This is a genomic window from Clostridium formicaceticum, from assembly GCF_001854185.1.
Lineage (GTDB): Bacteria > Bacillota > Clostridia > Peptostreptococcales > Natronincolaceae > Andreesenella > Andreesenella formicacetica.
Genome location: NZ_CP017603.1, coordinates 743,669 through 766,968 on the forward strand (window position 1 = coordinate 743,669; position 23,300 = coordinate 766,968).

Here is a 23,300-nt window from a genome sequence, read left to right on the forward strand (position 1 = left end):
TGCCTTGAATTAAGCGTTTCTTATTTTCTAATTTGAATTCCCAAAGTGCACTAAGGGAACATGATTCTTACCACAATAACAGCTGCTATAATCCCCACTACATCTGCAATCAAGCCAGCAGGCAAAGCATGTCTCGTCTTCTTAATAGCTACTGCCCCAAAATACACCGCTAAAACATAGAAGGTTGTTTCGGTAGAGCCATGTATAACCGAAACCATTCTGCCTATCAAAGAATCCGCCCCATGAGTAGTAATTAATTCACTCATAATTCCTTGGGCTCCCCCACCAGATAAGGGACGCATAATTGCCATTGTCAGTACCTCTCCTGGCATTCCTATTAAACTAGTGATGGGACTTACAGTATTCACCAATAAATCCATAGCTCCTGAAGCTCTAAATATACCTATTGCTACTAACATCGCTACTAAATAAGGAATAATCCTAACAGCTGTATAAAAACCTTCCTTCGCTCCATCTGTAAATGCTTCATATACTTTTACCTTTTTAAAAAAGCCATAGGCAGGTATTGTCAATAAAATAAAGGGTATTGCAAACTTTGATATACTATCTATAATGGTAATAAACATATTCATTCCTCCCTAATGATTACTGGCTTTCTCTATCTTAATTTGAAACACAGGTAGTTTTTGTAACAGCTTCACTGCTATAACTGCCGCTATTGTTGAAGCTGCTGTTGCTATGATCGTTGGTCCAATAATTTCTGTTGGATTCGTTGATTCAGCAGCTGCCCGAATAGCAATAACCGTTGCAGGAATTAGTGTTACAGATGAAGTGTTGATGGCTAAAAAAGTACACATTGCATTGCTAGCTGTATCCTTATGAGGATTTATTTCCTGTAATTCCTGCATTGCTTTTAATCCTAATGGTGTTGCCGCATTTCCTAATCCTAAGACATTGGCAGCTATGTTCATCACCATAGCTCCCATTGCTGGATGATCCTCCGGCACTTCTGGAAATAGAGGAACCATAATAAATCTTAAGGCTTTAGCAATTACTTTAATAAGCCCAGATACTTCCGCAATTTTCATTATTCCAAGCCACAAAGCCATCACCGCAATTAGCCCTAATGATATATCCACTGCCGTTCTAGCACTGTTGATAGCCGCATCCGTGACAGCTTCAATATTTCCGGTCAAGGCACCTACAACAATACCTATTGCTATAAACAAAAACCAAATAATATTTATCATGCTCTTTTCCTCCTTACTTTTTTCAAAATATTACGTGAATTTTTCGGTTTTTTCACCTCCTTATAAAAGGATAACTAGACATGGTAGCGCTTGAATTTTAATTTAAAGATTGTTTTATCTATTAAGATGCTAAAAATTTACTTGTTTTTATAATAAATATTTTATTCCAACAAAAAAAAGTACTTAAAAAAGTACTTTTGGGATTTTTTTAAAGCCTAATCCTGCATCATCTGTTAATTCAATTTTATCCTGTTTAAAAATACCCCCCCCCTCAAAAGGATCTAGACTGCACAGCCCAGGACCATCTAAATCAATTTTTGTAATAATACTTTTTGCCGCTGCTAAATGGGCTGCTGCTGTAACACTAATCTTGCTTTCTAACATGCAACCCATCATGCATTCCACTTCATAAGTTTCCGCAAGGGCTATAATTTTTAAAGCCTGATGAATACCTCCGGTTTTCATCAACTTAATGTTGATAAGATCTGCTGCCCTCAATTCCATAATTTTTACGGCATCGTGTGGAGAAAAAACACTTTCATCCGCCATCACTGGTATATAAGTATGATCTGTCACATATTTAAGCCCTTCCAAGTTATGCGCTTCAACTGGCTGCTCGACAAATTCAATGTCTATTCCAATGTTCTCAATATTTCTTAGAATAGAAACCGCCTCTTTAGGCTTCCACCCTTGGTTGGCATCTATTCTCAGTTTTATATGCTGACCTACAGCCTTTTTTACAGCCTTAAGACGTTCTATATCTGCCTGCGGCTCTTTACCTACTTTTATTTTCAGAATTTTATAACCTTTTTCCACTGCCTTTAAACTATCTTGTGCCATTTTTTCAGGTGTATTTACACTAATTGTAATATCAGTAGTTATTTCCTTTCTATATCCCCCCAATACTTTATAGAGGGGGGCTTGATATAATTGTCCGTACAAATCATATAGTGCAATATCTACCGCTGCTTTAGCACTGGTATTTTTAACCATAGATTTTTCTAACTTCTGCATAATACCTTCAAAGTTTTCAAGATCCAGCCCAATAAGCTGAGGTGCTATACATTCTTTAATAGCTCCTTTTATAGAAGGGAGGGTATCTCCAGTAATAACAGCCGTTGGCGCTGCCTCTCCATATCCTATATGCCCTGTATCAGTCACAACCTTTACAATAACATTTTCTATACTTTCTACAGTTCTTAGAGCTGTTTTAAATGGCGTCCTGAGGGGCACAGACAAATGACCTAACTGTAAATTTATAATTTTCATCGCTACCCTCCTAAAATCATTGATCTTGAAGCTATCTGTTTTTTTCTAAATAAGAAGGAATGATTTCCCTATCTAATAGATGATCATAACTTTCTCTTTCCACAATAAGTTCCGTATGCCCTTTATTGATTAATACTACTGCTGGCTTAGGCAGCTTGTTATAATTACTGGCCATAGAAAAATTATAGGCTCCAGTACTTAATACCGCTAAAATATCTCCAGAGGTTAATAAAGGCGTATCTAGATCCCAGATAAGAATGTCCCCTGATTCACAACATTTTCCGGCGATTGTAACAGTCGTACTAACTTCTTCATTGACTTTATTAGCTACGACGGCATCATACTTCGCTTTATAGAGGGCAGGTCTTGGATTATCAGGAAGCCCTCCATCTATACTGGCATAAGTACGGATTCCAGGAATCTCCTTTATGCTGCCTACTGTATATAAAGTTATTCCAGCTTCTCCCACAACCCATCTGCCAGGTTCAATAATGATGGTAGGCATCTCTAAGTTATATTGACAACATTGTTTTTCTACTGCCTCCATGATAGCATCTGTAAAATAGTGTAGGGGTTTTGGCTCATCTTGAGAAGTATAGCGTATACCAAAGCCTCCACCAGCATTTAATTCTCTTGTGATAAAACCCAACTCTTCTTTTAAATCCTTTACCAACTTTGTAATTACCTCTACACCAGCTTTATAAATATGATTTTCAAAAAGCTGAGAACCTAAGTGGAAATGAAATCCCATTAAGTCAATACTTTCAGAATCCATTGTTCTTCTAACCACTTCATAAATTTGCTCAAGGGGAATTCCAAATTTTGAATCTTTTTGCCCTGTAACAATATATTCATGGGTTTCTCCCTTAATTCCTGGCGTAACACGAAAAAGAATTTTCATTTTTCTATTTTGTTGTTTTGCAATCTCTTCTAATAGATCTAGTTCATAAAGATTGTCCACAATAATTCTTCCAACATTACTTTTCACAGCTAGCTCCAATTCTTCCCATGCCTTGTTATTACCATGAAACATGATATTTTCTGTGGGGAAGCCAGCCTTGATAGCGGTATACAGCTCCCCCCCTGACACTACATCTAAACCCAATCCTTCGTCTTCTATAATCCTGCACATTGCCATTGTAAGAAAAGCTTTACTAGCATAAGCAGCTTTAACATTTTTATATTTATTTAAAAAGCTTTCTTTTATTTCACTGCATCGTTCTCGAATCATTTCTTCAGAAACTACATATAAAGGGGTACCAAATTGCTTTGCTAATTCTACCGTATCACAGTCTGCAAAGATAAAATGATTTTCACAGTTCACATTTTCCATCGTTTTTGCCATCTCCTCTGATTTTATAAATTTTGTAAATCACGATAATTATATGCAATAATTATACCAGTTTAAAATACCTTTAGCACTTTCAATAATTGGAAAAGCTTGAATGCTTAAATCTTAGTGAAGACTTTAACTGAAGTTAATTATAGAAGAGCCAAAGATTGCTGATTCAACGCCCTCTAACTTTCAACTAAATAACAGCGCCTTCATCTGATATCAAAAGACTAATCGTTAGTAAAGGTTGGCATAATAAAATCTAATAAATCTAGAAATCTACTAAAAAGAGTCCGTATTTTCGGACTCTTACTATCACGTTTGTTATTAACATTTAATTTTACTGCTTTTTTAAAACCTTCAGATGTATTCCGTTTTTTTGAACCTTTTCCCTTTTTCCGAACTATTCTATCTGATATTTCTTTAATTTATCATAAAAGCTGGTTTTGCCAATTTCTAAAGCCTTCATTGCCTTTACCCTACTACCTTCATAATGCCTTAAGGCCTCTATAATTGCTTTTTTTTCTGCATCTTCTACGGCCTCCCTTAGAGGAAGGATACTTTTATCTAGTATAGATTGCTGTGTTTTTTGATTGCCTAGCATTAAATGCTTCGACAAAATGGTTTGACTCTCAGTTAAGTTTATTGCTCGTTCTAATATATTTTCTAACTCTCTTACGTTTCCAGGCCAATCATAATCCAACAGCTTGTGTAGCGCTTCTCCTGACATCCTCTTCTGTTGGCACCCCACTCTTGCACAGATTTTTGGAAGTGTAGTGTACACTAAAGGATAGATATCCTGTTTTCTCTCTCTTAAAGGAGGAATCCATATGGGAAATACATTAATCCTATAATATAAATCCTCTCTAAACCCTCCTCGCGCCACTTCCTCCTCTAAATTTTTATTGGTAGCAGCAATAATTCTTATATCCACAGATACTTTTTTGTTTCCCCCTACCCTATAGAAGCTTTTATTTTGTAGAACTTGTAATAATTTTACCTGAAGAGACAAAGGAATTTCCCCAATTTCGTCTAAAAATATAGTACCTCCATCCGCTAACTCGAACATCCCCAGCTTTCCTTCTTTTTTAGCGCCGGTAAAAGCCCCTCCTTCATAACCAAAAAGCTCACTCTCTAACAAATTTTCTGGTATACTTCCTCCATTTACATGAATAAAGGGTTTATTTTTATCGTTGCTGGCTTCATGAATAGCTTTAGCCAATATACTTTTTCCTGTTCCGCTTTCTCCTAAAATTAGAACGGTGGAAGTTGACTTTGATGCTTTGTAGGCCAACTGTTTTACTTGACTTATTTTTCTGCTTTCTCCAACGATTTCAGGAAAGAGTTTCAAAACATTTTCTTTTTCCTTCAGTTGCTCTTCCATCCTCTCCAAATGAAAAAGCGCTTCATCCCTTTCACGAATCACCTTTTTTATCTCCGAAATATCCTCCACCTTTAGTACAGCCCCTACTCTTTTTCCCTCTTGGTTCACTGGTTCCAATGTGCAAATTGTAGAACGGCCATTGATTTCTGTAAACTTTTCTTTATAACTAAGATCTTTCCCCCGCGCTACCTCATAAAAATCTGTAATCGTGCTATTATTGTAATGAATCTCAAAGATACTTCTCCCTATAACATCAAATGTGTCAACATTTTGTCCCTTTCCCCTGAAGGTTTTTCCCATCAGTAGATCATAAAGCCCTTCTCCCCTAGCTGTATAGCCTTTTGTCTGATAAAACTTTACATGTTTCGTTCTTCCATCGACTACTACCATATGACCTATAGCATGGATAAAAGGCAAGGAAAATCCTTGATGATCTACTTCTATCTTAATAAGCTTTTTCATATCATCTATTATTACATGAATATTTTGATCTAAGAAAGTATCCTTTAACTCCATTAATTTAATGTCTTTTATTGATTTGCAATATTTGTATATAGGCTGTATATGAGGATGAGCAATTACCCCTACAGCAATAATAGCACCTCCTTTAACAATATTTTCATCTTTAATGCCTAAAAGATTTAAGTCTTTAGGAGAAAGATTACCGTCATCCTTTCCTAAAGCATTGTCTCCTATAATAACGATATCTCCTTGTTGCACGCTACCAGCAGCGTGGCCTATCCCTTCATGTCCTATGATTCCAAAAATTTCCTTAGCCTTATTATTATAAATTTGTATTTTTCCAAAATGATCTATAAAAATAAATCCTTCTGACATCATGTCGGTAAACTGCTTTATAAATCCACTGTTTTCAAACATTCAAATCATTCCTTTAAAATTATAATGACGCAACTTTCTTTTGTTATTATTAGTCTACACAATAAATGCCTCTTGTCAATGTCAATTATGTATTTCTTACTATCTAAAAATCTTTATACTTTTATTTTATATTATTTATTCCAATATGTTATAATTGACTTTGTTAAATACAATTTTTAGGAGGGGGTTTGTTTGACAATCTTAAAAGCTATTATATTGGGGGTTATTCAGGGATTAACAGAGTTTTTACCTGTCAGCAGTTCTGGGCACTTAGCGGTAGCTCAAAGTTTATTAAAGGTTCCTGAAGATAAAATATTGTTTCTATCCGTCATGCTACATTTTGGTACCTTAATCTCTATTTTCTTTGTATATGCAGGAGATATTCTTGTGATTTGTAAAGAATTTATCTTAATGATTTTTGACTTATTTAGAGGAAAGGGTCTTCGTATTGACAATGAGTATAGAAAATTAGGTGTTTTTATTATCGTAGCTACAATTCCTACAGGTTTCATGGGAATACTTTTAGGAGACATTTTTGAGAGTTTCTTTACTTCTCAATTAATTATCGGTATCTCTCTTATCATCACCGGTACCCTTTTGTGGACAGCAGAAAAAATTCATGTCGGTAAAAGAACAATACGTCAAATGCATTGGTTCGATGCGCTGATAGTAGGAATTTTTCAAGGGCTCGCTATTACTCCAGGGATCTCCCGTTCAGGATCTACAATTGTAGGTTCTTTATTTAGAGGTTTTAATAAGGAGCTAGCCACCAAGTTCGCCTTCTTGATTTCTATTCCTCCTATATTAGGTGCTGCTCTTTTAGAGACAAAAGATGCCTTAACAGTGGGCACTGGCGATATTACTTTTCCCATTGTCTTAGCAGGCATCCTAGCAGCCTTTTTATCAGGAATTTTCGCTATAAGAACGCTTATTGACTTTATTAAGAAGGAAAAACTTTATTACTTTTCTTTCTATACTTGGACAATAGGCAGCATCTTAGTTATCCTTCATTTTATTTATTAAAAACAATACAAGGCCCGACATAAGAATATGTCGGGCCTTGCTCTTATTAAGTTTCTATAGTACATCTCAATGTATACCTATACGCTAATTTTCTATAACTTTTACATTATACTCCTTCATCCAAGCATTGACTTGTATTAAGTATGCCAAAACCTGAGGTCCTGTCATAAGTTGACCAAACCAGGGCTTACCGAAGGCAGCACCACCGGTTTCTACAATCTCCATTACTCTTTTTATATCAATGATATCAAGTAGGGGAGATGTCCTATCCTGTAAAATACTCTTCATCCGCTGCTGTACCATCTTTAAGTAAGCTGGATGATGGGTCTTAGGGTAAGGACTCTTCTTTCTTTCCAGCACTTCATCTGGCAAAATTCCCTTTAGTGCTTTTCTTAATAACCCCTTTTCTTGCCTATTATAATATTTCATTTCCCATGGAACATTCCAAACATACTCTACAAGTCTGTAATCTGCATAGGGAACTCTTACTTCTAAGCTATTTGCCATACTCATACGATCTTTTCTATTCAATAGGGTGATCATAAACCATTTTTGATTAAGATAGAAAAGTTCCCTCATCCTATGGGCTTTTGGGGACTCCCCATCAAGCCTAGGAACTTCTTTAATTGTTTCTTCATATTTCGCTGCCACATAGCTTTCTAAATCTATATGATTGAAGGCTTTGGAAATAATGGTTTTTCTTTCTTTAATAGACTTTGCCCATGGAAAAGTATTAGCAGATATGTCTTCAGCCCTCGTAAACCATGGATAACCTCCAAAGATTTCATCAGCGCACTCCCCTGATAAGGCTACTGTAGCCTTCTTTCTTACTTCACTGCAAAATAGGTAAAGAGAAGAATCAATATCCGCCATACCAGGTAAATCACTGGCCTTTACAGCCTCTTCTAAAGCTTTAAACAGTTGAGGCGTATCTATAACAATATTATGATGTTTCGATCCTATATGGTTTTTCATGATTTGTATATAAACACCATCAGAATTTGGTTGATACTCATTGGCTTTGAAGTATAATGCATTGTCTACATAGTCGATAGAATAAGTATTTAACTGTTCTTTACCATCTCTCCTAAATGCATTTGCTGCTACTGAAGATATGGCACTGGAGTCTACACCACCAGATAAAAAAGTACAAATCGGCACATCTGATACCAACTGTCTTTCTATAGCATCTACAATCAAACTCCTTACATGCTCTACTGTAGTATCGAAATCTTCTTCATGTTCTTTACTTTCTAACTGCCAATATTGTTTTATTTTATATCCTTCATCATTATACAGAAGCCAGTATGCCGGAGGTACTTCATAAATATTTTTATAAACCCCGTTTCCAGGAGATCTTGCAGGTCCTAAACCAAAAATTTCTGCCAGTCCTTCCTCTCCCACAACAGGTTCTACTAAAGGGTGTGCTAGAAGTGCTTTTATTTCTGAGGCAAACATAAAATGGTTACCTATCTTTGTATAAAATAAAGGTTTTACCCCAAGTGGATCTCTTGCCATGAATAAAGCCTTTTTGCTGCTGTCCCAAATGCCAAAAGCGTAAATCCCATTAAATTTTTTTACGCAGTCTACCCCCCACTCTATATAAGAAATTAATAATACCTCTGTATCAGAATAAGCGTGAAAGTGATGCCCCTTTTCCTTTAACTCTTTTCTTAATTCTTCTGTATTATATAGCTCTCCATTATAAATAATCGTATATATTTTATCCCCCAATTGTCTCGTCATAGGCTGGCGTCCACCTTCGGGGTCTACTACAACTAAACGGCGATGGCCTAAAAGAACATTTTTTTCTCTATATACGCCATTATCATCTGGGCCTCTTCTACTTAACTTACTTACCATGGCTTGAATAATGTTATTTTTTTCCATGATGTTTTCCTCTAAATTAATCCACCCAACAATACCACACATAGCCTTCAACTCCTTCAGTTTGTATAAGAATTAGTATTATATATCATCATATGAAAAAAAATAAAAATGATGTTTGTCCTTTTGAAAGTGTGTAGTTAGAGTATTTCAGCAGGCGCTCCAAGTCCCAGCTGAATATTAAAAAGTCTCTTCCTCTTTATATAAAAGAAGAAGAGACTTTTTTCTATATTGCATCTTCTAAGAAATAATCTACAATGCCCTCTAGTGTTATAATTCCTATGGCTTTATTGTCTTCGACAACAGGAATAGCAACAATATTTTTTTCTCTTAGCCTTTTTGCTACATTTAAAATATTTTCGCCTTTTTCAGCTGTAACAACATCTTTTGTCATCACCCAATCTACAGGACAGCTTTCGTAATGTCCTGGATCAATTAAAAAACGATAAATATCTGCCTTCACAATCATGCCTTTAATATTACCCTCATCATCCACCACAGGTGCACCATTGATATTATTATCTACCATAACCTTTAACGCCTTATCAATTCTATCCTGAGGATACACGGTAACCAAGTTTTTCTTCATTATTTTTTCTACAAGCATATTTCATCTCTCCTTTTAACGCTATACATTATATAAGGGACTAATATCTTCTTTCTCTAATTTTCAAATAACTTTAAAGGATATATTCTAGATAACTTTATAAATTCCTGCTTCTACTTTATCCGTTTATAGGTATAACTTGCAAATTAGTTAAACACAATATCTACTCCATTAAAATAATTCCTAATGCATTATACATCTCCCACCCTATGTGGGGATTTTTAGGTAGGTTATTGTCCCTTTGAAATCTATATACGGCCTCCTCCATCATAGGGCCGTACTTTCCGTCTAAGTAATCGGTTTTATAATAACCTAACGCTCGAAGTCTTCTTTGAACCTCCATAACATCAGCACCAAAATCTCCTGGCTTAATGGTTTGAAGTCCATAACCAAAGGGGCCATGCAGCCCATTTGCGATAGCTACTGGCGTACCATGCTTTACGTATTTATACAAATCCTCTACATCCCTATTGTTCATACGAATGCATCCAGCAGAAGCATTATAGCCTATACTATTCGGTTTATTTGTACCGTGTATTCCGAACTTACCCCAGGGTACATTCAGTCCCATCCACCTAGTACCAAATCCTCCTCCCCACCTTGCTTTGTTTATTATTTTCCATGAACCTAAAGGTGAAGGGTTGCCAGGCCTACCACTGGCAATAGGATACTTTTTTATTAGTTCATTCCCATTTAATAGATACAAGGTTTTCTCGGATATGTCCACTAATATTTTCAAATCATCATAGTCAGGGTTTTCTTGAATCATCCTAGCTTCCCACTGGATATATTCATTATAGTACTCCCCAGCATATTTGTCTGATAAAGCCTTAAAGCTCAGTAATCTATTCAACCCCTCTTCCCCATGAAATGCAATAAAACTTCCTACTTTTAACATTATTAGAAGCATAACCACGATTACCATGAATATTTTTTTCCGCACCTTTACTCCCCCCAAACACATAGTACTCTTCTTATAATTTATGAGGCGGAATAAAGAATTATCATTAGATTTGTTATGATAAGGATATCTTTCTATATCTTAAGGGTAGAAGTTCTGTATGACCACTGTTATTTTCGTTCCTGTTTTCACTTATGCTAAGTCTCCATCTAATTCATCCATTACGTCTAAAAAAAGATAATATGCCTTAACTGAAAAATAATCGTGGTGTTAGTAATTATCTAAATTCTTAATTTTGGTAGGTTTTTGTCATAGTCATCAGTCCAAAGTTCAAGAATAGTTAATTATCCCTTTTTTCCTCTCAAAGTCGTGTGCGTTCTTCAAAACTCACTTCTTTGTGTATTTGATGCAGCATCCATTGATAGTCGAAAGCGTCGCTAATATAGCATTTCTCATTATTACGACACATTGATATTACTATATATTTTCCCTGTAACAATATCTCACTTAATTCATTTTCATCATTTATTTGCCTATCTTGCCTTCTCATATGATACTTTTCCAATTGAATTTACCTCCAAACCTTTTCTGATTTATTTCGCAATATTATCCTAGTTCACTCGATGTCAGCTGAATAATCAATTCCTCAGTTGCTGATATGCTTGCCGCAAAACAAACTGTATACATCAAGACAGTTATATTCATATAGGGAATCAATAAAGGGGTTGCTCTAAAGGGCATTCTTCTTGGAAGTTACTCCATGCTTCATTTCTTTATCACAAGAAAGACATTTCATAAAGCTCCTCCCCAAAATATAAGCGATTTTACTTAATTGCATTATCTTTATTTTTGTTTGCATATAGTGCTCCTGTCACACCTTAGAATGACAATGTACAATATCTTCATAGATAGGTCTATAGTACGTTACAATATCAAGCAAGATTCGACCACCATCTTTTAGAATAGAAAAGAAGCATGAGTTGAGAAAATGCAAAAAGCATTGGTAATTCAATTAAAGATTCTACAGCTAAAACCAGAGGAATAAGGGGTCGTTCTGGAAAAGTAGCCACAGCAATCGTTAAAGCTAGTGGTGCATTTCGAGCTAAAATAGTAAAAATCAAACTGGCTCCCTCTTGATAAGAAAGTCTAAAAATTCGTCCTATCAGTTGACCTACAGAAAAGTTAATTATAAAAAATAAGATTACTGGTATAATAAGTCCAATTACCAGGCTTAGATTCTCAATTAAAATGACTCCTTGAGAAGCAAACATTGCCATAATCGCAAACATAAGAAATAAAGATTGAAATACACCTATTCTTCCAAGAGTATTTTGTTCAAACCAACTTTGACCCTTTATGTAGTAAATAATATTTCTCGTTATTACTGCAATAATAAAGGGAAGTAACAATACCCTTAAAAAACTTTCTAGGAAAATATATGGCTGTATCTCTACCACTGTACCAGCAAAAAGGAAAATAGCGACGGGTATTGAAATAAATTGCATAAATAAATTCCATGGCAAAAAGGAGGTAGACAACGCAATACTTCCCCCAGATATTCCTGTAAAAACCAAATACCAATCAGTACAAGGGGTTACCATATCCATAATTAAAGCGATAAAAACATCAGGGGTATTACGGAAAAAAAGAAAACTGAGCCCAAAAGCTAATAAGGGTGTCCATACAAAATTGATAAGAAGACTCAATCTCAATACTTTCGCATTTTTAAATCCTTCTTTTAAGCTTTCAACTGGTGTCTGTAGAAAAATACCAAAAAGCATCATCATAAGAAAAGGAGTAATAAAATATGCTGCTGCTACAGCTACATTACCTATCTGCCCTAATCCAAGACCTACAAACATAGCTATAATCATAAAAAGCCATTGAAATTTTTCAAAAAAGTCCATGTTTTTCACTCCTATCATAATATTAGTATACAACAATAGTACATTAAATTTCTAATAAAAACAATTTAAACATATAGCGTTTTTTGGCAGATGTATCACTAGTGAACTCCTCCAGCTAAAGCTGAACATTGGGGAATCACCAACTTGCCTTGTTTCTATTTTCTGACCTTTACTCCTGCAATCGTCTATGACAATTATGCACATAATTATTTTTAACTCTCTTTTAGTAACTACACGTCCTCTACCGTAATTGCTTCTAAAAAATAATCCTAAATAGAAAATCTAAATATACATCATACCTGATATTTAAAATTCCAAGAAGGTTTTTTAGCCAATTCGTAGAAATAATATAAAGAGATTTATCGTCTGTTTTTTAACAAATTTATTCTGTAGAATGTTTTTACTGACTATTAAAAATTTATTAAAATGTTTTATATTTAGTGAATATCATAATCCATAGAATAAAAGTACTTAGTTACTCTTAGAAATTAAACCTGCATAACCCTAAGCTAGGTAAATATATTTCAGAAGAGTTATATTTATGGGATAAAATATAAAAATGCAATCTAATCAATCATTTGCTGCTGGAGGTGCTTAAAATTGTTAAAGTTGAAGATGAGCTTAAAATTGAAGCTTATTCTTTTAGTTTTACTTGCGCTGATTCCTTTAATTACATTACAGCTAATAAGAATTAGAAATCAGTATAAAGAAAGTATAGAAGAAGAACTAAAAACTAGCATAAATTTTGCAGAAACCATAAACCTAACCTTTATGAACTATCTTGAAGAAAGCTGGGCACAGCAATATGCAATAGGTGTAGCTATACTGTCAAACCCTCAGTGGAGTAGTAGAGAAATTGAAAATTACATAAATAATGTATTCTCAGAAAAAAAAACTTTTAGAAGGTACTCATGGGTTGGTTCTGAAGGTATTGTTCTTGCAAGCTCTAGTGATGCCTTAAATGGCGTAAATGTGCAAGAAATGGAGTTTTATACAGATATTATCAGTGGAAAAGAGCGAGTAGTCTCAAACTTAGGGAAAAGCATTTTAGATGATGATCTGGTCATCCACATATCCAGAGGTATTTATGTTGAAGATGAGCTAAAGGGAATTTTAGTTGGTATCATGGATATAGATAAATTCAGTAGTATTTTTAACTTTCAATACGTTGGTGCGTCATCCGGGTTTGGACTAATTGATACTACAGGGAGGATCGTCTATAGTCACAAACATCCTAATATACCTTTTCATCAGAGAAAGATTAACAACGATTCCCCATCACTTAAAGCGCTTCAAGGAGAAATTGTAACCTATGATACTGCCCCTTCTCAGTTCGATGGAACAAATCGTTTAGGCGTAGCCTACCCTATGGAAAAAATTGGATGGGCAAGCTACTATAATGTGCCAACAAATGAAGTGATAGGCAAGTTGTTAAAAAGCGCTAAAAGAGATATCGTCATTCTCCTTCTGACATCTATCATATCACTTTTATTAGCTACTATGTTAGGTAATAGATATGCTGCCTCCATAATAAAATTAAAAGATGCCGCTGATGAGATTTCTAAGGGCAATCTTAAAATAAAGACAAAGCTTACTGGGAAAGATGAGATGGCTGCAACTAGTGAAGCATTTAACCGCATGACAGAAGAAATCAACCATCAAATCTCTCAAAGAGATGAGATTGCTAGGCTAAAAACTCAGTTCTTTTCAACAGTATCTCATGAACTAAAAACTCCAATTAATATTATTCTAGGAGCTATTCAGCTTATGGAAAGCATGGATGATTTTAATAAAGCATCTATATATAAATACATTAACATGCAGAAACAGAATAGCTACAGACTTCTAAGATTAATAAATAATCTTATAGATATAAGCAAAATTGAAGGGAATCAATTTGTAATTAATCCAGTAAATTGTGATATAGTGAGATTGACAGAGGATATAACACTATCTGTTGTAGAATACACAAAGCTTAAAAATATTGAACTGATATTTGATACTGATGTTGAAGAAAAAATAATGGCTGTTGACCCTGATAAAATCGAAAGGATAGTTTTAAACCTTGTCTCAAATGCCATTAAGTTTACCCAAGCTGGAGGAAAAATAGAGGTGAACCTACGTGACAAAGAGGCTCACATAGAAATCTCTGTTAAAGATACTGGGATAGGAATTCCCGAAGATATGCAGCAATTGATTTTCCAATATTTCACTCAGGTTGATAGTTCCCTGCGTAGAAAAACTGAAGGAAGTGGAATTGGTCTGTCTCTTGTAAAATCACTTATAGATATGCATGGAGGAAGTATTAAGGTAAATAGTATGTTAGGAGAAGGTAGTGAGTTTATTATAGATTTGCCTGTAGTTTTAATAGATTCCGTTACTCAAGGTTCAAATGAAACGACTTTTGCCAATGTAGAAAGAATCAACATTGAATTCTCAGATATTTATCTATAAATATCTTTACTTAAAATAATAGTATTGATGTTTATAATATAATACTTTTAGGGGAGCCATTTTAAGACTCCCTTATGTTTATTCGTATTTACTTTCCTGTATTTCTTTAGTTGTTTAATTCCTATCTTTCTTTAACAATGAAAAAATATACTCATCCCAAAATTTATTTTTATAATACCCCCGCTCCCTTAAAATCCCCTCTTTCTGAAAACCTAGCTTTTCAAGAAGGTTGGCTGACCCTCGATTTTCTAGCATGACATATGCTTCTATACGATTTAAGCTTAAAATATTAAAGCCATAATCAATTATACAGTTTAACGCTTCTGCCATAAATCCTTGTCCCCAGTACTGACTTCCTAGTTCATAGCCAATTTCTCCTATATATACTTCTTCTTTTAGTCCAGAATTATATCCACAGGTACCCATAAGACAGCTTAATTCTTTGTTATATATACCCCAGCGAAGGGCTTCTTTTTCTTTAAACAGGTTGTTCAGCAAGCATACCATATTCTTTACTTGTTGTCTATCAGTAAAAGCATCTATGTTCATATATCTCACCACTTCGCTGTCTGACCAATATTTAAATAAATGCTCTATATCCTCCTCCGTCAATTTTTGTAAAATTAATCTGTGTGTTTCCAATACAGGAAATTCACTATTTAACGTAATCATGCTGACCTCTCATCCCCTCCTCCATTTTAAAAAGCTAATTTTTCACTGCTTATGAACACTGCTTCTCAAAAACTCTATTTAGTAATAATCAATAACAACAGATCATAAACACCTATTTACTTCACGTCTTTCCCTTCCTCTATTCTACTGATGGTAGACAAATCTATGAAGTGATATAGTGAATTATTTCTTCTATATTTTTCTTTTTCGTAAAATCCATTGGCTTATCATATGCTGCCAGCATACCTATTTCATCAAATGTCAATTTATTTCCTTTTTTCTTTTTACTTTCTATCTTCCATTTTAATAATGTCATAAGCATTTTATCAAAAATTGATAATTTCCCGTAGTTAAAACCACCCCGTAGATAAAAAAACTTAATATATTTTTGTTGTTCTAAAGTAAAATTTTTATTTATAATTTCATTTATTGTATCCTCTTTTGACGGAGATGCCCCTGTTGCGAAAACAATTAATTTTTTATCTTTAAGCATATTAATATTTTGCGTAATTACCTTTACACCATTGATACCCACTGCATATAAACTACCTCCAAAAATTATAACATCATATATACTTAATCTATCCATAGTAACCTTTGAAACTTCAAAAATATCTGCTTTCAGGTCCTCTGCAATCCATTCTGCGTACTTTTTTGCAAACCCTGTTTTAGATTTGTATATTACTACGGCTTTCATTGCCTATCCCTCCTAATAATTTCATACATAATTATACCATTTTTCTATATGGAATTAAATTGAAAATCACCTAGCCCTATAGGAAATGTCATCGCATATTACCAAGTGAGCGTGCATCATAGCAATACATCGAAGAATAAAGAAAATCATATATACTCCGTTAATTTTGTATAAAAAGTTTCCTTAATATTAACAATATTGATAGTGATAACAAATCATGATTTAAATTAAAGCTAATACTACTAAAATTAATGTCCAAAAAAAAGATATACTTATAATAAAGTAAAATGAGACCTCATTCACAAGTAGATGACCAAAATCTATGATTTTGTGTCAATCACTTATACAGAGTGCAAGTTTGCACTTTAACTTTTTTGGCAGTCACTTAGTTTGTTCACCTAGAAGTGGGCGTCTTAACAATACATTAAAGAATAAATCATGCAATTAAAATACATTTAGATAATAGGAGAAAAACAATGCAAGTAGCCATTATGGGAGCTGGATTATCTGGATTATCATGTGCTATCACCTTAGAACGGCATGGAATAAAACCATACATCTTTGAAAACAGGAAGGAAGTGGATGATAGATTCGTCAATGGAGAGATATTTTTGAATGCATTAAATGCCCCTATCGAAGATACTTTTTCATACCTTGCTAACGAATTTCAGATCTATCTTCAACCAGTCGGACACATAAAAAAATTAATTATCTATTCAGAAAATGAACAGGCAACTGTAACTGGAAACTTAGGATTTAGTGTAATAAGGGGTAGACACGAAAATTCATTATGCAAACAGTTACTAAAACAGTTAGATACAGAGGTTATGTATCACTCACAATCTACCTATGAAGATTTGCTAAAAAACTATACACATGTTATCCTGGCTACAGGGGATGGCGCCTATAGTGAAAAAATGGGAAACTATGAAAAACATCTTACTGTGTCTTTAAAAGGAGCTATTGTTGAAGGGAAATTTGATAAATATACAACAATGGCTTGGTTGGATAATTCTTTTGCACCTAAAGGTTATAGTTATTTGATCCCATTATCTAGTACAAAAGCCAATATTGTTACCGCCTACCCCAACTATCCAGAAAATACACTATTAGATAGTCATTTATTATGGAACAAATTTTTTTCAAGAGTTCAAAAGGATTTAAAACAAGTACTCAACATTACTGATGCGTTCAAAGTCACAGAATATGTCATAGGAAAGTGTCATCATGGTAGAATTGGAAACACTTTTTTTGCTGGAAACTGTTATGGAGCAATCATGCCCTTTTTAGGATTTGGACAATTTCCTTCCATTATGACAGGTATTCATACCGCCTATGATTTGTGTGGTAAAGGAAAATATCATGATCTCAATAAGCCACTAGATAAAAGCTATACAAATGCACTAGTGTTAAGAAGGGCTATGGAGCGCTTAGATAATAAGAAGTTTGATCTACTCGTTAAAAGCTTGAATGGTTATATTGGAAAAACTTTTTTAGATCATAGTAGCATCAACTTTCTCAGTCTTATCAGCCATATATTAAAACCTGTAATAAATATAAAATGAATTTTAATTTTATCCTGTATTATTCTCCTTAAATCACTAAATAATCCACAGATTTTTTCCGTTGTTTATGCCTCTTTCCCATAGTTTGGGAACTTTGTGTTTTTAAAAATTATTATCCAAGAAAGCTACAAAACTGATAGAACCTATTCTCTTCACTAGAATATACTATAGTATACTAATCCATAGTATATTTACAATATTCTATAAAGGAGGAGAAAAAATATGTATCATATGTATTATAGTCAAGTGCCATGCCCCCCTGGAACGACACCTTATATCATTCGGGCAGGTGATACCTTTTATAGATTAGCAATTCGATTTAATACAACCATTCAAGCTATCATTGCAGCGAATCCTACTGTTAATCCAAATATGCTGATGATCGGGCAGCAAATTTGTATTCCTGCCGCTATACCTCCTACTACTTGTCCAGCAGGAACAACAGCCTACACTATTAGAGCTGGCGATACTTTTTATGCCATAGCTAGAGCTCATAATATCTCTCTAGATGCTTTGCTGGCTGCAAACCCCGGTGTTGATCCAGACAGACTATTTATTGGCCAAATCATTTGTATACCTAGGCCTACACCGCCCCCTGCTCCCGTATGCCCTACCTTGAGAGTAGGTAGCAGAGGTGGTGCTGTAAGACAACTTCAACAACTTTTAAAAGATGCTGGCTTTGATCCAGGACCTATTGATGGTATTTTCGGTTCTAGAACACAAGCAGCGGTTATAGCTTTCCAAGCTAGTAAAGGCCTTACTCAGGATGGGATTGTAGGAATACGGACATGGACTGCACTTGGAGTAGACTGCACTACGCCACCACCAACTACTTGTCCTTCTGGAACAACTGCTTACACGATACGATCAGGAGATACCTTCTATAATCTTGCTATTAGATACAATACAACTGTGGAAGCAATCAGAAGAGCTAATCCAAGCGTAAATCCGGATAATTTAATCGTAGGACAAATAATTTGTATACCTGTATCGTAAATGTGATGAACCCAACTTAGATAGTTAAGGTATTTGAAAGGAAAAAACTACTAGACTTAAACAATTAAGGACTCCCAAAAACTAGGAGTCCTTAACTGTTTAGGATTTCTTTTGATTTTTAACAGTATACTTTTTTCCTGCTATCAATTTTTTATTTTTAAGCATTTCTTCATTATTAATAGCCCCTATATCACCAGCTAATTCATAGTTCATTTCATTAAAGAAATTTTTATCAATAGCTCCTTTGTTTTTTTTTCTTTTCACACATTATCACCTCTATTTTATTTTTCGTCTGATCCATTATCTCATACAAGGTAATTTTAGGAAAAAAATTTAATATCCGTTTACTCACATTCATAAACAGAGTATATATCCGAAAACTCGATATTTATTCTTTCCCCTATGCTATTCATATTTATCGTATCGCTGCATAGTTCTATATCTTTCTCAGCTAGTATTTTTACAGGAAGCCCTACAATAAATTCCGTTCCTATCCCTAGTTTGCTTTTTACAGATATTGTTCCCTTCTGCATTTCTACTAATGCCTTTACAAGTGATAATCCTATTCCACTACCTTCATTACTTCTATTGAGAGAACTATCCACCTGCCTAAAACGTTCAAATATAATACCAAGTTTATCTTCAGGAATGCCTATACCAGTATCCTTCACAGATATAATAATATCATCCTGTCTATCATAAATATTTATGAAAATGCTACCTTTCTTCTCTGTAAACTTAATGGCATTAGAAAGAAGGTTTAGCACAATCCTTTCGATAAAATCAGGATCACATGCAATCACCTTTTCTTCTATTTCTGTATCAAACAATATGGTTATTTCTTTCGTCTCAGCATATTTAGTAACTGACATAGTAATTTCTTCTATAAGGGAGACTATGTTATGATTTTTAAGCGTTAATTTCAAATACCCTCCATCATAACGACTAATATCGATCAGATTATTCACTAACCTTGAGAGTCTATAACAGTTTTGTTTTATCATCTTTACAAATTTTTGAAACTCAATTTTACATAAATCATCCTGCATATCATCTTGTTTCAATATAAGAAGCTGTGTAGCTGAAAAAATTACATTAATAGGGGTTTTGAATTCATGAGATAGATTAGCAAAAAACTGGGTTTTTAATTTGTCGTATTGCTCAATTTCTTCTGCCATATAGTCAAATACTTGTGCAGTTATTGCTATTTCATCATTGCCAGGTACATTAACACGTACTGAGTAATCACCACTAGCTAAAGTATAGGCAGCGCTTTTTAATTTAGACATAGGGTACAGAATATGATTTCCTAACAAAACAGCTCCTCCTATAGAAATCAAAGAAACCAATATCAAAATAATCGTTGAATTTCGCACTTGCCTATAGTATTCCTTTAAAACAATATGTTGATTAGAGCTAACTATACACGTCCATCCAATTTCATTCATAGGATAGACTACACGCATTCTTAAAGTCCCGTCCATTTCTGATTTGTAGTTTGCTGTTTTAAGCAATTCTCCCTTTGAAGCTTTCCAAGCACTAAAATTAAATGGTATCGTTTGCCCTCGTGAATATTTTACGTTTGGATCACTGCAGTATACCACACTTCTATTCGTATCCACAAATGTAAATCTACTGCCTTCATGAAATAAAAAACTCGGGAATCGTGATGCTAGCTTCTCTACATCTATGACAGCTACAATAATTCCTATCAGTTCTCCCTCTTGCTTTATTTCTCTAGCAACCGGTAAAATGAATTCACCCTCAGAGTTCAGTATAAGATCAGAAACAACTTTTTCTTCCCCTTGCAATATTCGTTGAAAATACCTATGTTGGTCAAATACTTGGCCTATTGGCTTGTGACTTGAACTAGCTAGAATAGTGCCTTCTAAATTGAAAAAATGTATGCTAGAAATGATTTTTTGAGCAAACTGACTTTCCTCTAAGTAAGATTGTATTTCTCCTACGGGTATGTTTTTCTGAGCAGTAATGTAGTTTGCAATCATTTCTTCCTGTATCCACACTTCCTCGATATAATTTACAAAAACCTTTGAGATAGCCTCTGCATATTCAACATTTGATAAAAGTTCTCTTTCTGTTTGATGATTAAGCCCTCTAAAAATAGCTACACATTGAAATAATATTAATGGAATAAGTGCTAAAAGTATCAAAATCAGTAGCTTTATTCGAATACTCAAACGCTTCATTTTTCCCCCCCCTAATTTAAAGATATTTCTTTATTAGATTACATACATAAACCCCATTCCTGTTGTCATCATTAAGATTATACCACAATTTTCCTTTTTCACATATCAGCAATAAAAAAAAAGCTGCATCAATGCAGCTTCAAACAAATTAAAGAGGGTTTTATTTATATCAACGGACAAGTGCTCCATAAAAGCTATGACATGCCACTAAATCCTTATTGATATTAAAAATTAACAAACAAAATTAAAACTATCTAGTATTCTTTTTTTTACTCAGCAAATCCCCTAAATAATAAAGCATATGTATAATCTCTATAGGAAGTAAGATACAGCTACGAAAACTAACTGGAATTTTTTGTTTGTGTCTTACATACCTTAGTATGTTATAATATTAACATACTAAGGTATGTAAAGTCAATCCTTTATTTTTGAAAATATAATTGTTATAATAATCTTAAATTATAAAGGGAATGGTAAGTTTTATGGAGATCACACATAAAAAATTACGTAGAGAACAAGCTATCAATACAAAGAAAATTTTGCTAGATAAAGCTTTTTACCTATTTCAAAAAAAGGGATATGATAATATTACCGTAGAGCAAATTTGTAATGAACTAGGCCTAACAAAAGGTGCCTTCTACTACCACTTCAAGTCAAAAGCTGACATTGTTAGAAGGAAATTTAGATTGACTGAGGGAAATTTACTAGAAATATATAGCGGTACTTTAGATTCCCCTCCTGATGTGCAGCTTCGTAGCATATTCGATTATTATATAAACTATTTTCAAAAAGATGCACTAGATGAAATAAAAATTTTTTTAAAAATTCAAATAGAGAATCACTATAAAAACTTTTCAATCACTAGTGTTTTTCAAAAAAATGTTTTGACCAACATTATTCAAGAAGGACAAAGGATTGGCTATTTTAAGAAAAACTTAGATAGTCAAGAAACTGCAAAATTTATATTAACCTATTTGTATGGTCTTCTACTAGAATGGTGTGCCTATGATGGTGAGTTTCAATTGGAGGCCGCCCTCAACAACTTTTATGAAACTTATTTAAAGGAAGTGCTATTTATTAAAAAATAAAGTGGTTTAATAGGTATTAAAAATCCTGCCTACCCTAACATTTAGAGGTGGGATTTTTATGCCCCAAAAGTAAAATTAGCTTCAAGTGGTGAGACACAAATACCTTTCGTCTATTCTATAATTTTAAGAAATTATTTTATAATTTAATTTGCTATTTACTATATAATTTAGTAAAATGTGAAGAGAAACATTGAAGCCTGTTATAGAATATTTATTAATTAATTGCTCAATATACTATAAAGAACAAATTTATAATAATTTATATTATAGTGATAAAAATTCATGCCTTAACAATAGCGATATAAGTTTTATAATTTTCTAAGAAAAATATTAGAAAAGAGGAATGTCATTGCCAAAGATAAATGAAAATAAATTAAGATTATATGGATTTAATAATTTAACAAAATCCTTAAGTTTTAATATCTATGATATCTGTTATACAAAAACTGAAGAAGATCGAAAAAGGTATATTGAGTATATTGATGAGCAGTATAACTCCGAAAGACTAACAAAAATTTTAAAGAATGTTACAGAATCTATCGGAGCCAGTGTATTAAATATTGCTAAACAGGATTATGATCCTCAAGGCGCTAGTGTTACGCTACTAATTTCTGAAGAAGAGGTACCTTTATATGTACTAGATCCCTCCTGTAATAGAGGGGTACTAACACCAACCCGTGAAAATATAGTGGGTCATTTAGACAAAAGTCACGTAACTGTCCACACTTACCCTGAAAGTCATCCTGAAAATAATATCAGTACCTTTAGGGTAGATATTGATGTATCCACTTGTGGTACTATTTCCCCTTTAAAGGCTCTTAATTATTTGATAGGTAGCTTTGATTCTGATATTATCACCATCGATTATAGGGTTAGAGGATTTACTCGGGATATCGAAGGTAACAAACACTATATTGATCATAAGATTAGTTCTATTCAAGATTATATTGCCAGTACCACCATAGATAGATATAGTCTAATTGACATGAATATCTATCAGTCAAATATTTTTCATACTAAAATGAAAATAAAAGATATAGATCTTGATAATTATTTATTTGAAATCTCAGAGGAAGATCTTTGTGAAGAAGAAAAAAGAGAAATCTTTGAACAGCTGAATCAAGAGATGACAGAAATATTCTATGGCATTAACATCAATAACAGCAACTAAATGATTTTACAAGCAAAAAAACGCTTATAGTTCTAAAGACTATAGGCGT

Annotated in this window: 19 protein-coding genes; 6 read left to right on the forward strand and 13 right to left on the reverse strand. The window is 33.7% G+C overall.

Annotation, left to right across the window (positions count from 1 at the left end; translation table 11 throughout):
• Positions 1 to 50: 50 nt before the first annotated feature.
• The 5 genes from BJL90_RS03515 to BJL90_RS03535 form a co-directional block, all read right to left on the reverse strand.
• Entirely contained in the window at positions 51 to 587 is a 537-nt protein-coding gene (locus BJL90_RS03515) for a spore maturation protein (protein WP_070964199.1), read from the reverse strand.
• A gap of 12 nt (positions 588 to 599) precedes the next feature.
• Entirely contained in the window at positions 600 to 1,211 is a 612-nt protein-coding gene (locus BJL90_RS03520; protein ID WP_070964201.1) for a nucleoside recognition domain-containing protein, read from the reverse strand.
• Positions 1,212 to 1,394: 183 nt separating this feature from the next.
• Positions 1,395 to 2,480, reverse strand: coding sequence for a dipeptide epimerase (locus BJL90_RS03525; RefSeq protein WP_070964203.1), 1,086 nt, complete (start codon positions 2,478 to 2,480; stop codon positions 1,395 to 1,397).
• 31 nt (positions 2,481 to 2,511) lie between these two features.
• On the reverse strand, positions 2,512 to 3,813 hold the full coding sequence (gene lysA / locus BJL90_RS03530) for a diaminopimelate decarboxylase (protein WP_081562204.1): 1,302 nt from the start codon (positions 3,811 to 3,813) through the stop codon (positions 2,512 to 2,514).
• A gap of 403 nt (positions 3,814 to 4,216) precedes the next feature.
• Positions 4,217 to 6,076, reverse strand: coding sequence for a sigma-54 interaction domain-containing protein (locus tag BJL90_RS03535; RefSeq protein ID WP_070964206.1), 1,860 nt, complete (start codon positions 6,074 to 6,076; stop codon positions 4,217 to 4,219).
• Positions 6,077 to 6,268: 192 nt separating this feature from the next.
• On the opposite strand from BJL90_RS03535, the gene BJL90_RS03540 reads away from it, so the two are divergent.
• The gene (locus BJL90_RS03540) at positions 6,269 to 7,099 is read left to right on the forward strand and encodes an undecaprenyl-diphosphate phosphatase (protein ID WP_070964208.1); all 831 of its coding nucleotides are present in this window, start codon (positions 6,269 to 6,271) and stop codon (positions 7,097 to 7,099) included.
• Between the two features lie 84 nt (positions 7,100 to 7,183).
• Here the strand turns inward: BJL90_RS03540 and asnB are convergent, their stop codons facing one another.
• The 4 genes from asnB to BJL90_RS03565 form a co-directional block, all read right to left on the reverse strand.
• Positions 7,184 to 9,031 (reverse strand): asparagine synthase (glutamine-hydrolyzing), encoded by a 1,848-nt coding sequence (gene asnB, locus BJL90_RS03545; protein WP_070964209.1) that lies wholly within the window; start codon positions 9,029 to 9,031, stop codon positions 7,184 to 7,186.
• A gap of 181 nt (positions 9,032 to 9,212) precedes the next feature.
• On the reverse strand, positions 9,213 to 9,593 hold the full coding sequence (locus BJL90_RS03550) for a CBS domain-containing protein (RefSeq protein WP_070964211.1): 381 nt from the start codon (positions 9,591 to 9,593) through the stop codon (positions 9,213 to 9,215).
• Between the two features lie 163 nt (positions 9,594 to 9,756).
• Entirely contained in the window at positions 9,757 to 10,536 is a 780-nt protein-coding gene (locus tag BJL90_RS03555) for a L,D-transpeptidase family protein (RefSeq protein WP_236905014.1), read from the reverse strand.
• Positions 10,537 to 11,426: 890 nt separating this feature from the next.
• A complete protein-coding gene (locus tag BJL90_RS03565) occupies positions 11,427 to 12,401 on the reverse strand; it encodes an arsenic resistance protein (RefSeq protein WP_070964215.1) in 975 nt (324 codons plus the stop codon).
• Between the two features lie 600 nt (positions 12,402 to 13,001).
• Here BJL90_RS03565 and BJL90_RS03570 point away from each other — a divergent pair.
• The gene (locus BJL90_RS03570) at positions 13,002 to 14,855 is read left to right on the forward strand and encodes a sensor histidine kinase (RefSeq protein ID WP_070964216.1); all 1,854 of its coding nucleotides are present in this window, start codon (positions 13,002 to 13,004) and stop codon (positions 14,853 to 14,855) included.
• Positions 14,856 to 14,969: 114 nt separating this feature from the next.
• On the opposite strand, the gene BJL90_RS03575 is transcribed toward BJL90_RS03570, so the two are convergent.
• Together BJL90_RS03575 and BJL90_RS03580 are read right to left on the reverse strand one after the other, a co-directional pair.
• Positions 14,970 to 15,527, reverse strand: coding sequence for a GNAT family N-acetyltransferase (locus tag BJL90_RS03575; RefSeq protein ID WP_070964218.1), 558 nt, complete (start codon positions 15,525 to 15,527; stop codon positions 14,970 to 14,972).
• A gap of 163 nt (positions 15,528 to 15,690) precedes the next feature.
• Positions 15,691 to 16,224 (reverse strand): flavodoxin domain-containing protein, encoded by a 534-nt coding sequence (locus BJL90_RS03580; RefSeq protein WP_070964220.1) that lies wholly within the window; start codon positions 16,222 to 16,224, stop codon positions 15,691 to 15,693.
• A gap of 476 nt (positions 16,225 to 16,700) precedes the next feature.
• Between BJL90_RS03580 and BJL90_RS03585 the strand changes: the two genes are divergently transcribed.
• Both BJL90_RS03585 and BJL90_RS03590 read left to right on the forward strand, forming a co-directional pair.
• A complete protein-coding gene (locus BJL90_RS03585; protein WP_070964221.1) occupies positions 16,701 to 17,789 on the forward strand; it encodes an NAD(P)/FAD-dependent oxidoreductase in 1,089 nt (362 codons plus the stop codon).
• Positions 17,790 to 18,011: 222 nt separating this feature from the next.
• Positions 18,012 to 18,785 carry a LysM peptidoglycan-binding domain-containing protein gene (locus BJL90_RS03590; protein WP_236905015.1) on the forward strand — a complete coding sequence of 258 codons (774 nt, stop codon included), beginning with the start codon at positions 18,012 to 18,014 and terminating at the stop codon, positions 18,783 to 18,785.
• A 99-nt stretch (positions 18,786 to 18,884) separates the two neighbouring features.
• Here BJL90_RS03590 and BJL90_RS21780 read toward each other — a convergent pair whose 3' ends face one another.
• Both BJL90_RS21780 and BJL90_RS03595 read right to left on the reverse strand, forming a co-directional pair.
• Positions 18,885 to 19,049 (reverse strand): hypothetical protein, encoded by a 165-nt coding sequence (locus BJL90_RS21780; RefSeq protein ID WP_156778696.1) that lies wholly within the window; start codon positions 19,047 to 19,049, stop codon positions 18,885 to 18,887.
• An 80-nt stretch (positions 19,050 to 19,129) separates the two neighbouring features.
• Positions 19,130 to 20,992: a sensor histidine kinase gene (locus BJL90_RS03595; protein WP_070964223.1), complete on the reverse strand. Its 1,863-nt coding sequence runs from the start codon at positions 20,990 to 20,992 to the stop codon at positions 19,130 to 19,132.
• 482 nt (positions 20,993 to 21,474) lie between these two features.
• On the opposite strand from BJL90_RS03595, the gene BJL90_RS03600 reads away from it, so the two are divergent.
• The gene (locus BJL90_RS03600; protein WP_070964225.1) at positions 21,475 to 22,080 is read left to right on the forward strand and encodes a TetR/AcrR family transcriptional regulator; all 606 of its coding nucleotides are present in this window, start codon (positions 21,475 to 21,477) and stop codon (positions 22,078 to 22,080) included.
• 349 nt (positions 22,081 to 22,429) lie between these two features.
• On the forward strand, positions 22,430 to 23,251 hold the full coding sequence (gene speD / locus BJL90_RS03605; RefSeq protein WP_236905016.1) for an adenosylmethionine decarboxylase: 822 nt from the start codon (positions 22,430 to 22,432) through the stop codon (positions 23,249 to 23,251).
• Positions 23,252 to 23,300: the final 49 nt, after the last annotated feature.

Excerpts from the sequence above, each read along its gene's own strand:
- BJL90_RS03580 (WP_070964220.1), bottom strand. The coding sequence starts at position 16,224 with ATGAAAGCCGTAGTAATATACAAATCTAAAACAGGGTTTGCAAAAAAG.
- BJL90_RS03525 (WP_070964203.1), bottom strand. The coding sequence starts at position 2,480 with ATGAAAATTATAAATTTACAGTTAGGTCATTTGTCTGTGCCCCTCAGG.
- BJL90_RS03575 (WP_070964218.1), bottom strand. The coding sequence starts at position 15,527 with ATGATTACGTTAAATAGTGAATTTCCTGTATTGGAAACACACAGATTA.
- BJL90_RS03550 (WP_070964211.1), bottom strand. The coding sequence starts at position 9,593 with ATGCTTGTAGAAAAAATAATGAAGAAAAACTTGGTTACCGTGTATCCT.
- BJL90_RS03535 (WP_070964206.1), bottom strand. The coding sequence starts at position 6,076 with ATGTTTGAAAACAGTGGATTTATAAAGCAGTTTACCGACATGATGTCA.
- BJL90_RS03565 (WP_070964215.1), bottom strand. The coding sequence starts at position 12,401 with ATGGACTTTTTTGAAAAATTTCAATGGCTTTTTATGATTATAGCTATG.
- BJL90_RS03590 (WP_236905015.1), top strand. The coding sequence starts at position 18,012 with ATGTATCATATGTATTATAGTCAAGTGCCATGCCCCCCTGGAACGACA.
- BJL90_RS03585 (WP_070964221.1), top strand. The coding sequence starts at position 16,701 with ATGCAAGTAGCCATTATGGGAGCTGGATTATCTGGATTATCATGTGCT.
- lysA (WP_081562204.1), bottom strand. The coding sequence starts at position 3,813 with ATGGAAAATGTGAACTGTGAAAATCATTTTATCTTTGCAGACTGTGAT.
- asnB (WP_070964209.1), bottom strand. The coding sequence starts at position 9,031 with ATGTGTGGTATTGTTGGGTGGATTAATTTAGAGGAAAACATCATGGAA.
- BJL90_RS03520 (WP_070964201.1), bottom strand. The coding sequence starts at position 1,211 with ATGATAAATATTATTTGGTTTTTGTTTATAGCAATAGGTATTGTTGTA.
- BJL90_RS03600 (WP_070964225.1), top strand. The coding sequence starts at position 21,475 with ATGGAGATCACACATAAAAAATTACGTAGAGAACAAGCTATCAATACA.
- BJL90_RS03595 (WP_070964223.1), bottom strand. The coding sequence starts at position 20,992 with ATGAAGCGTTTGAGTATTCGAATAAAGCTACTGATTTTGATACTTTTA.
- BJL90_RS03515 (WP_070964199.1), bottom strand. The coding sequence starts at position 587 with ATGTTTATTACCATTATAGATAGTATATCAAAGTTTGCAATACCCTTT.